Raw genomic sequence first — 13,642 nt, 5'->3', positions numbered from 1 at the left:
CGGGCCTTTCTTCGTGCAATGTGGTCAACCTGTTCGATGCTGTTCCGCAGAAGCGCGTTGCAGGTTGCCGAAGACCCTGGTGAGGCGGGGATCCGATCGGACACCGTCCAGTAGTTCGTCGTACATCGTGATGCCCAGGACTTCGCTGTTCGGGAAAACGGCTCAGTCCGCTGTCGGTGGAGCTGGCGTGTTTCCCGAACATTCCTGCTTTCTTGTTTGGGTAAATAGAGTGTTCCGTCGTCGGCGGAACAAGCCCAGGACCTGAACGGGGGCCCAGTCGTGGCGACCAGCGACGCGCCTACGGCCGCTGAGGCGGCGCGAATCGTTGCAGCCTCCGTGCGTGAGCGTCTGCCGCGTAACTGGAAGACAGTCGAGGCGCTTGAACCAGACCGAGGAACGGCGCGTCCGGACCTGGAGATCACCGTCGAAGCCCCGGATGGTCGCACAGCACGTTTGGTGGTCGAGATCAAGCAGGTCCTGGAGCGTCGCGACGTCGGTCGGGTCACTGATCAATCCCGCAGCATGACGACAGGTCACACCGACGTTCCGGTCGTCGCAGCCAGATACCTCACCCCATCGGTACGAGAAGCGTTGGCGGAGCAAGGGCTCTCGTACGTGGACGCCACCGGGAACATCCGGGTCGTCATCGATGCACCCGCGGTGTTCATCTCGGAAAGCGGTGAGGACCGCGACCCTTGGCGGAAGGGTCGACCTCGCGGCACGCTGAAGGGAGAGCCTGCGGCGCGAGTCACTCGCGCGTTGCTGGACTACCGCCGCGATTGGAGTGTGCGTGAACTAGTGGCTGCCTCCGGCTCTTCCACTGGCGCCGCCTACCGCGTGTTGGATTACCTTGAGCGTGAGGGCCTTGTGGTCAAGAAGCTCACCCGTTACCGGGTAACCGACTGGGAGCGACTGTTGCGTGCATGGAGCGCTGACGCCGCGTTTCAGACGACAACTCGCACGATGGCCTTCATCGAGCCTCGCGGCGTCGAGTCTTTCCTCCGAAACCTGGCGGAGGACTCGACGTTCCCTGTTGCCGTCACGGGTTCGATGGCTGCGAGAGAGTGGGCGACCTACGCCCCGGCCAAGGCCGCTTATGTTTATGTCTCGTCCATCCAGGAGGCCTCCGAACAGTGGGGGCTCCGGCCCAACGCCGCCGCTCCGAACGTCATCCTGCTCGAACCCAAGACCGTCGGTGACGTGCCGTTCGTCAATACCGTTCGTGCTGAGGCGGGCTATCCGGTGGCCGCGCCGCCTCACGTGGCAGCCGACCTGCTCAACGGGCCGGGCCGCGAACCGGCTGAAGGCGACTACCTGATCGAGTGGATGAAGGCCAACGAAGAACGGTGGCGCCGTGAATGACGAAGTGGCGCTGGCGCGGACGGGGCTGCTCGATGCGCTGGAGGCATTGGAACTGCACCGCGACGCACTCGTCATTATTGGGGCGCAGGCCGTCTACCTCCACACGGGTGCGACGGAGATCGCCTTGGCCGAGTTCACCACAGACGGTGATGTCGTGGTGGACCCGCACAACTCGAAGTCGATGCGGAGGATCCGTGGCATTGAGGCTGCGTTGATCGACAACTCCAAGATGGTCATCGGGGCTCGCGATCCTGCCGTCCACCCTCGGGAGTTCGAGGTCTCCGTGGCTGGTCCCGCCGCGCTGCTGGTGGCCAAGCTGCACAAGATCCACGACCGGATCGACTCGCCTTCGAGGCGTGACAACAAGGACGCACACGACGTCTACCGTTTGCTGCGGGCTGTGGAGACGCAGGTGTTCGTTGCGGCGATCGAACGCCTTTTGCACGAAGGTGTCAGCGCGGACGTAACTCGCGAGGCGATCATCCAACTCGACGAGCTCTTCGGCAATGGCGCAGCTGCCCGCGGGTCCCTCATGGCCGGTGCAGCTGAGGAGTTGGTCGGTGACCCAACTGCCGTGTCCGAGAGCGTGGCGCTGCTGGCAGAGGACCTCCTTGCCGCACTGGAGCGCTAAAGCTTTATTGCGTCTGGACGTCCGGCGCGGTCGCTGACGAGCGCCGGTGAGGGTGGTTCCTGCCCGTCGCCTCAAGGTGACGGGCAGGAACCACCCCGCACGTCTCAGACCTCCTCGGAGCTCACGATCTTCTCGCCGTCCTTGGCGGCGTTGCCCGATCCGCCGGCCTTGAGCGCGGCCAGCCGGGCCTCGAGTTCGGACTGCCGGCCCAGTTCCTCCAGGGACTCGAACTGCGCGTCCAACGACGACGCCGCGAGTTCCTGCTGACCCGCGATCCGCGCCTCTTCGCGGCGGACCTTGTCCTCGAACCGGGAGACCTCGGAGAGCGGGTCCATCACGTCGAAGGCCTTGAGCGAATCCTGGACGGCCGCCTGGGCCGCGACCGTCTTCTGGCGGGCGTTGAGTTCGTCCCGCTTGGCGGAGAGTTCCTGCAGCTTGCCGTGCATCTTGTTCAGCCCGTCCTTGAGCTGATCGACCACGCGCGTTTGAGCCTCGATCTGCGGAGCCGATGCGCTGGCCTCGGACTCGTGCTGCATCTGACGCTGCAGTGCCACCTTGGCCAGGTTGTCGAACTTGTCGGCCTCCGTGCTCTGGCCCGCGGACCGGAACTGGTCCGCGCGGGTGGACGCCGCAAGCGCCTTGTTGCCCCACTCCTCGGCATCCCGAACGTCCTCGGCGTGGTCTTGTTCGAGCATCCGCAGTTGGCCGATGGTGGTGGCGACGGCGGATTCGGCCTCCCGGATGTTCTGCGTGTAGTCACGCACCATCTGGTCCAACATCTTCTGCGGATCCTCAGCGGAGTCGATCAAGGCATTGATGTTGGCCTTGGCCAGCTGGGCCACGCGCCCGAAGATGGACTGCTTTGCACTCATGGGATCGTCCTTTCGATCAGGGTCTGACGGTCGTTCAGGTGGTTCGAGTGGTTCGTGTCGGATGCGGTGAGGTCAATGTGGGGTGGCGACAGTGCTCAGAAGTCGAAGCCTCCGAAGTCACCCAGTCCGCCCAGGAATTCGCCCAGACCGTCGCCCACGGAATCGCCGAAGCCACCGCCGAAGTTTTCACCGATGGCGTTGCCGACGTCGCCGCCCACGTTCGGGGCGCCGTCGTTGAAGCCGTCCAATGCGGAGCCGAGGAGGATGCCGCCCAGCACCGCCCCGCCCAGACCGGGGGAGCCCATGCCGCCGTATCCCTGGAAGCCGCGGCGGTACCCGCCTCGGCCGTAGCCTCCGTGGCCGCCCCAGCCGGGGCCGCCCATGGGTCCCCAACCGCCGCCGTATCCCCCGTGAAATCCGGAGACGTCGTCCTGCGCTTCCTGGCGGGCGGAGGTGGCCAGCCGGATGGCTTCGTTGGCGTGGTTGAGCGCGGTCGAGGGTTCGGTGCTGCGTAGCCGCTGCGCCTCGGAGAGATGCCGTTCGGCCTCCGACAGGTGGGTGCGCGGTTGTGCGGTCACGCCCCCGCGGCGGGCCCCCAGGTAGTCGTGGGCTTGTGTCACGGCGGCCTGAGCGGAGACTAAGGTGCGGTCCAAAGTGGCCCGGGCGGCTCGGTCGCGTTCGTGCTCCTCCCGGAGCCCGCCCAGGGCCTTCTCGAGTTCCGTGGTGACCACGGACAGGCGGTGGGCCAACGAATAGGGGTCGAACCGTCCGGCGGCCAGTTCCGCCTGGATGCCGGTGAGCACGGACCGCACGCCCGCGGCACTGCCTGTCAGTTCGGTGCGCATGGCCACCTGGGCGGCGGCCTCGGCCTCGGCCACGTCACGTTGGGCCACGGCCACCGCATCCCGCAGGGACTGCTCGGCGCGTTCCAGATCCTGGGCCCCGCGTTCCACGGAGGCCACCAGGTCCCGGGCCTGTGCTGCAGCCTGCTCCGCTGCGCGAACCTCCAGTGCAGCCTCCGACCGGGCACCACTCTCGAGATGGGCCTCGGCCTGACGAACGGCGGTGTGCACGAAGTCCACCCGGTCCCTGGCCTGAGCCAGATTGTCGGGGAGGGTCTGCCAGGCGGAGTCCAGATACCGCGCGGCCACACGGTCCAAGGTGGCCTGGGCTTGTTCCAGATCCGGTGCCAATGCGTCGACGGCGGCCGTTGCGGCCTGCGCTGCCGCCGGAATGTTGCTTTCCAGGGCACGCAGCTGACTGAAGGATTCGCGCTGCTGCGTCAAGGGCCGGGCGGCTTGCTGGCAACGGTCCAGGATCTCGCCGATCCATGCCCGCTGTTCGGCCTCCGTGTCCGGAATCGATTCCTCGAGCTTCTGCTGGAGTGCGAAGGAATGTTGCAGATGGTCCTTTGCCTGACTCAGTGCCTCTTGATACGGGCCCACCGCGTTGTCACCGAACTGGAGTTGGGCGAAGGCCAGTTCCTGCTCAGCAGACTGCACGGCGTTGTCCGCCGAAACCAGCGCCTCACCGGCGCGCTTGTGCAATTCCGGGAGCGGGACGGGGGCGTTCTGCGGCACCGTGTGGGCCGCCGATTGCTCAACAGGAACCCCACCGGGGCCGTAACGCTGATTGGGATCCGCAGCGACGGCGGGCGCCTGACCGCTACGACGACGGCGGCTGCGCGACCAGGAGATCAGCCCGGCCGACAACACGATGGCCAGCAAGCCGATGACTCCCAGGACTCCGAACGCAGCAGACGTGCTCATGCTGGGAAGTCTACTGAGGGGGTTGGTGTCAAACCTGGGTGCGCAGTGATGATTCGCCGTGGGCGTGGTTGGGTTACTAACCCAACTGCCGATGCGCCCAGCCAGGGAATGCCCACTCGGCTGCCCACCGGCTCGCGCACAGGGTGGACACAGCCAGAGGGGGATACTGGTTCCCAGTCCACAGACGTGATGAATGAGGAGTTCCGTTCATGAGTGACGGTCACCAGCCGTACGGTTCCAACCCGCAGGACCCCAATCAGTACGGCTACCAGCCCGCTCCGATGGTCAACCAGAACCCTTACGCGGACGCCTATGACGCCCACCAGGCGGCAGGGGAGCCCAAGGCTCCTTCGCGCGGGATCGGGCGCAAGACCCTGGCAGGGGGCATGGTGGTGGCGGCTCTGGTCGGGGCAGGCACCTACGGCCTGGTCGACCTGGCTGCCGGTGGATCGGATGCACTGACCAGTTCGACCCAGGGTGCCAGTTCCGACCTCATCGTGAACAACAAGGACGATGTCAATGCGGTCACCGCGTCGGCCGCCAAGGCATCGCCGTCGGTGGTCACCATCTCCTCCGTGTCCGGGAGCCAGTCGGGTTCGGGCTCCGGTGTGATCTTGGACGACCAAGGGCACATCCTCACCAACACGCACGTGGTGACGCTGGACGGGCAGACGAACGATCCCGATCTTGAAGTCCAGCTCTCCGACGGCACGGTGACCGAGGCCAGCGTCGTCGGCACCGACCCGCTCTCGGATCTGGCGGTCATCAAGGTCGATGCCGAAGGCCTGGTTCCGGCCGAGATCGGCGACTCCTCGAAGCTCAACGTGGGTGACACGACCATCGCCATCGGTGCCCCCTTGGGCCTTTCCGGCACCGTGACGGACGGCATCGTCTCCACCACGGACCGCACCATTACCGTGGCCTCCTCCGCGGTTCCCGACACCCCCACGGAGGGCGACACCCAGGACGAGGGCGGCAGCAGCCGGGGCGACTGGAGCGACTTCTTCTTCGACTACGGCCAGGGCTCCACGCAGGGCGAGACGGAATCCGTGTACCTCAACGTTCTGCAGACCGATGCGGCGATCAACCCCGGCAACTCCGGTGGTCCCTTGGTCAACACGGACGGCCAGGTGATGGGCATCAACGTGGCCATCGCCTCCGCCGGTTCCTCGTCCTCCGGAGAGTCCTCCGCGGGCAACATCGGCGTGGGCTTTGCCATCCCGATCAACCATGCCAAGCGCGTGGCCGACGAGATCATCGAGAACGGCGAAGCCACCCACGGCTACCTGGGCGCCACGGTCTCGGCATCCCCAGCCAACGACGGCGACAGCCAGGTCTTCTCCGGTGGTGCCGTCGTGCAGTCCGTGGAGGACGGCTCACCGGCGGCCGACGCCGGCCTGGAGAAGGACGACATCGTCCAAAGCTTCAACGGGCACAAGATCCAGGACGCGGATGAACTGACCGCCGCCGTGCGCGAACTGCCGGCCGGTGGCGAAGGCGAACTGGTCTACACCCGCGACGGCCGGGAAGAGACCGTCACCGTGACGGTCGGCAACGCGGAGGACGCCCAGAGCTAGAGCTTGGCCCCGGTGAAGCCCAGCTGACGCCAGGCTTCGTACACGCCGATGGACGCGGCGTTCGCCAGATTGAGTGAGCGCCGCGCGGCCAACATGGGGATCCGCACCTCCTGCGTCACGTGCGGGTCCGCCTTGTGTTCCTCGGCGAGCCCCTGGGACTCCTTGCCGAACATCAACACGTCGTCCTCCCGCCACTGTATCTCCGTGTGCGGCGTGACCCCCGTGGTCGTGAACGCGAACACCCGGTTCGGTTGCAGGGCCGCCCAGGCCGATTCCAAGTCGGGATGGACGGTCATGACGGCCAGGTCGTGGTAGTCCAGACCGGCGCGGCGCAGGTGGGCGTCGTCGAAGTTGAACCCGATGGGCTCCACGATGTGGAGTTCCGCCCCGGTCACCGCAGCCAGACGGATCGCGTTGCCGGTGTTGCCGGGGATCTCGGGTTCCACGAAGAGGATGCGCAGCATGACAGCGATCCTAGGGCGTGGTGCGGCTCAGGACTCCGCCAGGACACGCTGCCGCAGCATGAGCATCGAGCCGTCCCGCAGCACCTGGAGAAGTTCCGTGTGCCGGGCCGTGCCCGGTTGCCCCGTCGCGTCGTCCTGAATGTCGTCGTGGACAATGCGCTGCCCGCCGCCGCCTGTCAGAGCAGGCGCCAGGCTCAGGTGCAGTTCGGCCACTCGCTCGGCGGCGAACCAGCGGCTGAGCAAGGTGGGGCCGCCTTCGCACACCACCCGGCGGTACCCGCGGTCGGCGAGATGGTCGTGGATCAGCTCGGGGTCCGCTCCGGGCCCGCTGCCGAGCACGACGACGTCGGCCACCTCGGTCAGCTCCCGGACTTTGTCCACCGGTGCGTCGGGACCGGTGAAGATGATCGGCCGGGTCGGGGCCTGGGCCAGGAATGGGGTGTCAACGCTCAGGTCCAGGGCGGCGGACACCACCGCCAGGGTGGGGTGCTCGTCCATCCCGTGCGTAGTCCGCCAGGCGACGGAATCCTCGGACACAGTGAGACCGCCGTAGCCTTCGTCCCGCAGGGTCCCCGCACCCACCACCACGACGTCCGCCACGCTCCGGAGCAGGTCCATGAGCAGCTGATCCGCGGGAGAGGACAGCCCGCCGGACACCCCGTCCAGCACGGCCGAGCCGTCCAGGGAGGAAATCATCATCGCCACCGCGCCATCGCGGGAGTCCGGCCAGGTGGACAGGTACGTTTCGCGCAGTTCGGTGGGGGAGACCTGACCCGGATCCGGCCACAGACGGTCGAACTGCGTCACGGTCTCAGGCATTGCGGTCTCCCATGTTGTGCTGCGGGTCGATCGGCTCACGCAAACCCAGGACGGCCGCCGCCATGTCCAGGGCCCGGCGCGAACCGCGGGCGTCGTGCATCCGAAAAATCCTGGCCCCTCCGAACGCACACGCGGCAGCGGCCACCAGGGACCCCTCACCGCGTTCCTCCTTGGGCAGGCCCAGGGATTCACCCACGAAATCCTTGTTGGACACGGCCGCCAACGCAGGGTGACCCAGGGCCGCGATCTCCGCGAAACGGCGGGTCAGTTCCAGGGAATGGGCGGTGTTCTTGTTGAGGTCGTGACCCGGGTCGATCACGAGTTGATCGGCCCGCAACCCGCTCGACAACGCGGTTTCCACCCGCCCTGTCAGGAACCGGAGGACGTCGGCCACCACGTCGTCGTAGGTGGGGCGCGGGACCACGGTCCGGGTGGAGGCCGGGGAGGTGGTCAGCGAATGGGTGACGACCAGTTGCGCACCGTGCTCGCGCACCACCGTGAGCATGTCCGGATCGGAGAGCCCGGTGGTGTCGTTCACGACGTCCGCACCCGCGGCCAGGCACGCGTCGGCGACGCTCGCGTGAAAAGTGTCCACGGAGATGATGACATCCGGGCGGGCCGCCCGGATGCCTTCGACGACGGGCAGCACCCGGTCGGCTTCCTGCTCCGCGGGCAAGGGCTCACCGGGGGAGAACGGCACCCCGCCGATGTCCACCCAGTCGGCGCCCTCGTCCACGGCTCGGAGACCGGCGTTCACGGCGGCGTCCAGGGCAAAGGTGCGGCCCCGGTCGTAGAACGAATCGGGGGTGCGATTGACCACGGCCATGACCAACAGGTCGGTGCGGAAATCCACGCGCCGCGCTCCGATCAGGCGAACAGGAGCCACGAAATCCGGGTGGAAACCCAAGGGCGGCGGAGCGGGGGTGTGCGGATCGGTCACGCCCCTCACGGTACCGGGCCGTCAGGCCAAGCGTTCCTGGGGGCGGTTCGGGGCGTCGTCGTGCGTGAAATGCTTCCTCAACGCCAGGGCTGCGTAGACCAGCGCCACCAGAGCGGGCACCTCGATCAACGGGCCGACCACGCCGGCCAAGGCTTGCCCGGAGGTGACGCCGAAGGTGCCGATGGCCACGGCGATCGCGAGTTCGAAGTTGTTGCCCGCCGCAGTGAAGGCCAGCGTGGTGGTCCGTGCGTAGCCCAGTCCGAGCCCGCGACCGCCTACATTCTGCCCGGCGCCTGACGACGAGCTCCGCGTGACCGCACTCACTCGCCCCCTCCAGAGGACTCGACGACGCTCGTAGACTGGCCCCATGCCCACCCCTGACCCGACCCCGACGTCCAGCGTGCCGACCTCCGGCCCGGCATCTCGGGCGTCCCAGGTGTACTTGGACCACGCGGCCACGCACCCCACGCTTCCGCAGGCGGCGACCGCCATGCTCGACCAGCTCCAGCGCGGCGGAAACCCGTCGGCCATCAACGCCACCGGCAGGAGCGCACGTCGCGTTCTGGAGGAAAGCCGGGACACTGTCGCCCGGGCACTGAACGTGGACTCCGTGGAGGTCATCTTCACCTCCGGGGGGACAGAGGCCGACAACTTGGCGGTCAAGGGTCTCTACGGCAGGCGCCACCAGGAGAACCCAGCGCGGACCCGGGTCCTGGTCTCCGCCGTCGAACACCCTGCGGTGATGGAGAGCGCCCAGTTCCTGGCCGACCGCCACGGCGCGCAGTTGGAAATCGTGCCGGTGGATGCCCAGGGGCGGGTCAGCCTCACGGTGCTGCGGGACATGATCGCCCGGGCTCCTGATCAGGTGGCCCTGGTGGCCGTCATGTGGGCCAACAACGAAATCGGCACCGTCCAGCCCGTTGCCGAGCTTGCAGCCGTGTGCCAGGAATACGAGGTCCCGCTGCACGTGGACGCCGTTCAGGCCTTCGGCGCTCTTCCGGTGGATGCCAGCCTTCCGGGCATCGCCACCCTGGCCGTGACTGGGCACAAGATCGGGGCGCCCGTGGGCACCGGTGCCCTCTACGTCGGGCGTACCGTCAAGCTGGACACCACCCTCCACGGCGGCGGGCAACAGCGCTCGCTGCGTTCGGGCACCCTGGACGCCGCGGGGGCAGCCGCCTTCGCGGCAGCCGTGGACACCGTGTGCGATGACCTGGCGGGCGAGTCGGAGCGCATCGCCACGTTGCGTGACGACCTGATCCGTGGCATCCGCGCCGCGGTTCCGGAGGCCGTGCTCCGCGGACCCGAGGACTTCGAACACACCGGAACCCGCTTGCCCAACAACGTTCACTTCACCTTCCCCGGCGCGGAGGGCGACTCCCTGCTCTTCCTCCTGGACGCTGCCGGTATCGCGACCTCCACCGGCTCCGCCTGCTCCGCCGGGGTCCCGCGCCCGTCGTCGGTCCTGTTGGCCCTGGGCCTGGACGAGGACACAGCCCGCGGCGCCCAACGCTTCACCCTGGGCCACGGTTCCACCCACGACGACGTCGCTGCCCTCCTGGCCGTCCTGCCCGAGGTGTACGGTCGCGCGAAGGCCGCGGGAATGGCCGGGCGCGTCTCGTCGTTGGGGTAGGGGCGACCCGGGTCAAGTTCTTGGACCCAAGCCTGAACCGACTCGCAGGCCCCGTCCGATCCAGTTCGTTCCGACCCACCGCTTTCACCCACACCTTCCGATCCACACAGGAGAATCCATTGCGCGTGCTTGCAGCCATGTCCGGAGGTGTCGACTCGGCGGTCGCCGCCGCCCGAGCCGTGGACGCCGGCCACGACGTCACCGGAGTCCACCTGGCCCTCAACCGCATGCCCGGCACCCTGCGCACGGGCTCCCGCGGCTGCTGCACCGTGGAAGACTCCAACGACGCCTGGCGGGCCGCCGAGAAACTCGGCATCCCGTTCTACGTGTGGGACTTCTCCGAACGCTTCAAGGAAGACGTGGTCGACGACTTCGTGGCCGAGTACGCCGCCGGACGCACCCCCAACCCGTGCCTGCGCTGCAACGAAAAGATCAAGTTCGCGGCCCTGCTGGAAAAGGCGATGGCGCTGGGGTTCGACGCGGTGTGCACCGGCCACTACGCCAACGTGGTGACCGTGGACGGCCACCCGCAACTGCACCGCGCCGCCGAGGACGCCAAGGACCAGTCCTACGTGCTCGGCGTGCTGGACGAACAGCAGCTCAACCACTGCCTGTTCCCCCTGGGGGACACACCCTCGAAGGCCCAGATCCGAGAAGAGGCCGCCCGCCGCGGCCTGTCCGTGGCCTCCAAGCCGGACTCCCACGACATCTGCTTCATCCCCGACGGCGACACCCGCGGATGGCTCTCCGAGCGCATCGACCTGGAACCCGGTCGAATCCTGGACGACCAGGGCAACGACCTGGGGCAGCACGACGGCGCACTGGCCTACACGGTCGGTCAGCGCAAGGGGCTGAAGATCGGCCGACCCGCACCCGACGGCAAGCCCCGGTTCGTCCTGGAGATCCGTCCCAAGACCAATGAAGTGGTCGTGGGGGCCAAGGAGCAGCTCGCGGTCCGCACCATCCGTGGCATACGTGCGTCGTGGGCCGGGCAGCCCGTTCCAGCCTTCGAGCAGTTCCTGGCGGAGCAGCCGCAGCCGGCGGCGGCGACGTCGTCGTCGATCCGCGTGGAGGTCCAGGTCCGTGCCCACGGTGAGTCCTTGCCCGCCACGGCGTGGCTCGAGTCCGCGGTGGACGACGACGCCACGGAGCCCACGACCCGCGTGGAACTGGTCATGGTCCTGGACGATTCCCTCAAGGGCGTGGCACCCGGCCAGTCGGCCGTGGTCTACGACGGAACCCGGGTGCTGGGGCAGGCCAAGATCAACACGGCTCGGGCGGGGGTCCCGGCTGACTTAGGATCGAGCGCATGAAGGCGTCCGAACAGGCCATGACCGAGCTGCGTTCCATCCGCGACACCATCGACAACCTGGACGCGGTCCTGGTGGGCGTGTTGGCGGAGCGGTTCAAAGCCACCCAGCGCGTGGGGGAGCTCAAGGCCCTCAACGATCTTCCCGCGGGTGACCCCGAGCGGGAGAAGCTGCAGATCGAACGGCTGCGCCGGTTGGCCTCCGAGGCGCAGCTGGACCCGGAGTTCGCGGAGAAGATCCTGAACTTCATCATCAGCGAGGTCATCCAGCGTCATGAACGCATCGCCGAGGAACACCGAGCTGATGAACAACGCGCCGATGAACACCGAGCCGAGGCCGATGCCTGAGCGCACCCAGGTCACCGGTCACGCAGCTTTGGAGCAACGTCCGGAAACGGCCCGCGCCACGGTGCTCGGCCAGTTGCCGGGAACGAACATGGTGGAGACCGTCACCATGCTGCGCGGCGAACTCGGTGCACCGCACCGCGGCGTCCTGCCGATCCTGGCCGCGCGTTCCGACGTAGCACATCCGGTGCCCCGAACCGCCACGGTCCTGACCGACCTGTGGACGGACCTGCAACCGCACGGGTGGCGGCTGACCCGCCACGACGGCAAGGAGTCCCGCGCCGCGGCCGCACTGGTGGCCAGCGACGTGAACGTGCTCGCCGACGTCCTGGGAGCCGAGACCGACGGCGACCGCGGCCCGGTCGTCGTGGAACTGCTCGGGCCGATGTCCCTGGCGGCGTCCCTTCACCTCCACAACGGGGAGAAGGTCCTGCTGGACGACGGTGCCCGCCGGGACGTGGCCGAGGCCCTGGCCGACGGCGTGGGTTCACACCTGCGCTCGGTCCGCGACTCAGCGGACGGGCGCCCGATCGTGCTGCGGTTGCGTGAACCCGACCTGGCACGCGTGCTGAACGGCGAGGTTCCCACGGCCAGCGGGTACCGCACCCTGCGGGCCGTTCCGAAGCACGAGGTGGACCGCGCCGTGGAACTCCTGGCCGAGTCCGCGCGCGCCGCGGGCGCGGCGGAGACCGAACTCGTCCTTCCCGACGGCGTCGACCCCCGTCATCACGCGGGCGGCGCCGTGGACAGGTTGTACCTGGCCCACCCGGGGTCGGCGGCCGAGGACTGGGAGCCGATCGCCGCCGTCGTGGAGAACGACGTGCGGATCGGTCTCCTTCTGCCCGCGCTCACGCGTGGCGGTTCGGACCGGTTCGTGCCGGTCGGCCGACTCGTCGAGTCCGTGGCGAGGCCGTGGACCGACCTGGGGTTGCGGGCCCAACTGCTGGACCAGGTCACGGTCGCCCCCGACGCGGGTCTTGAGGCCCACGCGCCGCACGAGGTCCGGCGCGCGACCGAGCGGGCGACGGACCTGGCCCACGCGTTGCACGAGGTGGCACTCGACGCGTGACACACTGCCACCCCGACGTCGGCGGGTGAACCCGGCATGGGCGGACACTGACCGCGGCATGACATCATGGCGGCGGTACCGTACACCCAGGCTGCCTGCGCCGGACCAGGAATGAGCGGGGAGCCCTGATGATGGAGGATCGGTGAACGCACGCATTCTGGTCGTCGACGACGACGCAGCTCTGGCAGAAATGATCGGGATCATCCTCAACGCCGAGGAGTACGAAACCGTGTTCTGCGCCGACGGCGCCGAGGCCGTCCAGGCCTTCCACGACGCCCAACCGGACCTGGTGCTCCTGGACCTCATGCTGCCCGGCAAGGACGGCATCCAGATCTGCCGCGAGATCCGAACCGCCTCGGACGTCTCGATCGTCATGCTTACCGCCAAGTCGGACACCGAAGACGTGGTCCGCGGGCTCGAGGCAGGTGCCGACGACTACATTCCCAAGCCCTTCAAGCCCGCAGAGCTGTTGGCCCGTGTCAAAGCCAGGCTGCGCCCGGGGTCCCGGGCCACCAGCAACGAACTCGAGGTCGGTGACGTCACGATCGACATCACCGGGCACCAGGTCACCCGCGACGGCGTGGAGATCAGCCTGACCCCCTTGGAGTTCGAGTTGCTGGCCACTCTGGCGCGTGCTCCCGAACAGGTGTTCTCGCGTGAAATGCTGCTGCGCGATGTCTGGGGATACCAGCATGCGGCTGACACACGTCTGGTCAACGTGCACGTCCAGCGGCTGCGCTCCAAGATCGAGCGCGATCCCGAGAATCCGCAGATCGTGGTGACCGTGCGGGGAGTCGGCTACCGCGCGGGCCACCTGGAGAGGCACTGAGCGAGCCCGCCCACGGTGCTCGC

At 67.9% G+C, this 13,642-nt stretch carries 13 protein-coding genes and 1 pseudogene; 8 read left to right on the top strand and 6 right to left on the bottom strand.

Going from position 1 to position 13,642, the window contains the following annotated elements; all coding sequences use genetic code 11:
- Nucleotides 1-279: 279 nt before the first annotated feature.
- Nucleotides 280-1,362 (top strand): helix-turn-helix domain-containing protein, encoded by a 1,083-nt coding sequence (locus EDL96_RS09130; RefSeq protein ID WP_158609577.1) that lies wholly within the window; start codon nt 280-282, stop codon nt 1,360-1,362.
- Entirely contained in the window at nt 1,355-1,993 is a 639-nt protein-coding gene (locus EDL96_RS09125) for a hypothetical protein (protein WP_123825489.1), read from the top strand. The genes EDL96_RS09130 and EDL96_RS09125 overlap by 8 nt, the downstream gene beginning before the upstream one ends.
- A 104-nt stretch (nt 1,994-2,097) precedes the next feature.
- Here the strand turns inward: EDL96_RS09125 and EDL96_RS09120 are convergent, their stop codons facing one another.
- Nucleotides 2,098-2,865: a PspA/IM30 family protein gene (locus EDL96_RS09120; protein ID WP_123825488.1), complete on the bottom strand. Its 768-nt coding sequence runs from the start codon at nt 2,863-2,865 to the stop codon at nt 2,098-2,100.
- Between the two features lie 95 nt (nt 2,866-2,960).
- Entirely contained in the window at nt 2,961-4,634 is a 1,674-nt protein-coding gene (locus EDL96_RS09115) for a TPM domain-containing protein (protein ID WP_123825487.1), read from the bottom strand.
- A 209-nt stretch (nt 4,635-4,843) separates the two neighbouring features.
- Between EDL96_RS09115 and EDL96_RS09110 the strand changes: the two genes are divergently transcribed.
- Nucleotides 4,844-6,211: a S1C family serine protease gene (locus tag EDL96_RS09110; RefSeq protein WP_123825486.1), complete on the top strand. Its 1,368-nt coding sequence runs from the start codon at nt 4,844-4,846 to the stop codon at nt 6,209-6,211.
- On the opposite strand, the gene EDL96_RS09105 is transcribed toward EDL96_RS09110, so the two are convergent.
- The 4 genes and pseudogenes from EDL96_RS09105 to EDL96_RS09090 all read right to left on the bottom strand — a co-directional run.
- Entirely contained in the window at nt 6,208-6,675 is a 468-nt protein-coding gene (locus EDL96_RS09105) for a tRNA (cytidine(34)-2'-O)-methyltransferase (protein ID WP_123825485.1), read from the bottom strand. The genes EDL96_RS09110 and EDL96_RS09105 overlap by 4 nt on opposite strands.
- Nucleotides 6,676-6,702: 27 nt before the next feature.
- Nucleotides 6,703-7,494 carry a dihydrofolate reductase family protein gene (locus tag EDL96_RS09100; protein WP_123825484.1) on the bottom strand — a complete coding sequence of 264 codons (792 nt, stop codon included), beginning with the start codon at nt 7,492-7,494 and terminating at the stop codon, nt 6,703-6,705.
- Nucleotides 7,487-8,434 carry a dihydropteroate synthase gene (gene folP, locus EDL96_RS09095; RefSeq protein WP_233568802.1) on the bottom strand — a complete coding sequence of 316 codons (948 nt, stop codon included), beginning with the start codon at nt 8,432-8,434 and terminating at the stop codon, nt 7,487-7,489. The genes EDL96_RS09100 and folP overlap by 8 nt, the downstream gene beginning before the upstream one ends.
- Nucleotides 8,435-8,455: 21 nt before the next feature.
- Nucleotides 8,456-8,707 (bottom strand): annotated as a pseudogene (locus EDL96_RS09090) (arsenic resistance protein); the annotation flags it as partial.
- A 94-nt stretch (nt 8,708-8,801) separates the two neighbouring features.
- On the opposite strand from EDL96_RS09090, the gene EDL96_RS09085 reads away from it, so the two are divergent.
- The 5 genes from EDL96_RS09085 (at nt 8,802) to mtrA (ending at nt 13,619) form a co-directional block, all read left to right on the top strand.
- Complete coding sequence (locus tag EDL96_RS09085; RefSeq protein WP_123825483.1) at nt 8,802-10,067, top strand: cysteine desulfurase family protein; 1,266 nt, start codon at nt 8,802-8,804, stop codon at nt 10,065-10,067.
- Between the two features lie 119 nt (nt 10,068-10,186).
- Nucleotides 10,187-11,380, top strand: a complete 1,194-nt coding sequence (gene mnmA, locus EDL96_RS09080; protein ID WP_199732577.1) for a tRNA 2-thiouridine(34) synthase MnmA — start codon at nt 10,187-10,189, stop codon at nt 11,378-11,380.
- The gene (locus tag EDL96_RS09075) at nt 11,377-11,724 is read left to right on the top strand and encodes a chorismate mutase (RefSeq protein WP_123825482.1); all 348 of its coding nucleotides are present in this window, start codon (nt 11,377-11,379) and stop codon (nt 11,722-11,724) included. The genes mnmA and EDL96_RS09075 overlap by 4 nt, the downstream gene beginning before the upstream one ends.
- Complete coding sequence (locus EDL96_RS09070) at nt 11,717-12,790, top strand: hypothetical protein (RefSeq protein ID WP_123825481.1); 1,074 nt, start codon at nt 11,717-11,719, stop codon at nt 12,788-12,790. The genes EDL96_RS09075 and EDL96_RS09070 overlap by 8 nt, the downstream gene beginning before the upstream one ends.
- Nucleotides 12,791-12,932: 142 nt before the next feature.
- Nucleotides 12,933-13,619 (top strand): MtrAB system response regulator MtrA, encoded by a 687-nt coding sequence (gene mtrA / locus EDL96_RS09065; protein ID WP_123825480.1) that lies wholly within the window; start codon nt 12,933-12,935, stop codon nt 13,617-13,619.
- Nucleotides 13,620-13,642: the final 23 nt, after the last annotated feature.

This window comes from Kocuria soli, assembly GCF_003797835.1.
GTDB lineage: Bacteria > Actinomycetota > Actinomycetes > Actinomycetales > Micrococcaceae > Kocuria > Kocuria soli.
This window is presented reverse-complemented; position numbering and strand designations above follow the sequence as displayed.

Coding starts and splice junctions, on each gene's coding strand:
- EDL96_RS09105 (WP_123825485.1), bottom strand. CDS start 6,675: ATGCTGCGCATCCTCTTCGTGGAACCCGAGATCCCCGGCAACACCGGC.
- EDL96_RS09075 (WP_123825482.1), top strand. CDS start 11,377: ATGAAGGCGTCCGAACAGGCCATGACCGAGCTGCGTTCCATCCGCGAC.
- EDL96_RS09070 (WP_123825481.1), top strand. CDS start 11,717: ATGCCTGAGCGCACCCAGGTCACCGGTCACGCAGCTTTGGAGCAACGT.
- EDL96_RS09120 (WP_123825488.1), bottom strand. CDS start 2,865: ATGAGTGCAAAGCAGTCCATCTTCGGGCGCGTGGCCCAGCTGGCCAAG.
- EDL96_RS09110 (WP_123825486.1), top strand. CDS start 4,844: ATGAGTGACGGTCACCAGCCGTACGGTTCCAACCCGCAGGACCCCAAT.
- EDL96_RS09115 (WP_123825487.1), bottom strand. CDS start 4,634: ATGAGCACGTCTGCTGCGTTCGGAGTCCTGGGAGTCATCGGCTTGCTG.
- EDL96_RS09085 (WP_123825483.1), top strand. CDS start 8,802: ATGCCCACCCCTGACCCGACCCCGACGTCCAGCGTGCCGACCTCCGGC.
- EDL96_RS09100 (WP_123825484.1), bottom strand. CDS start 7,494: ATGCCTGAGACCGTGACGCAGTTCGACCGTCTGTGGCCGGATCCGGGT.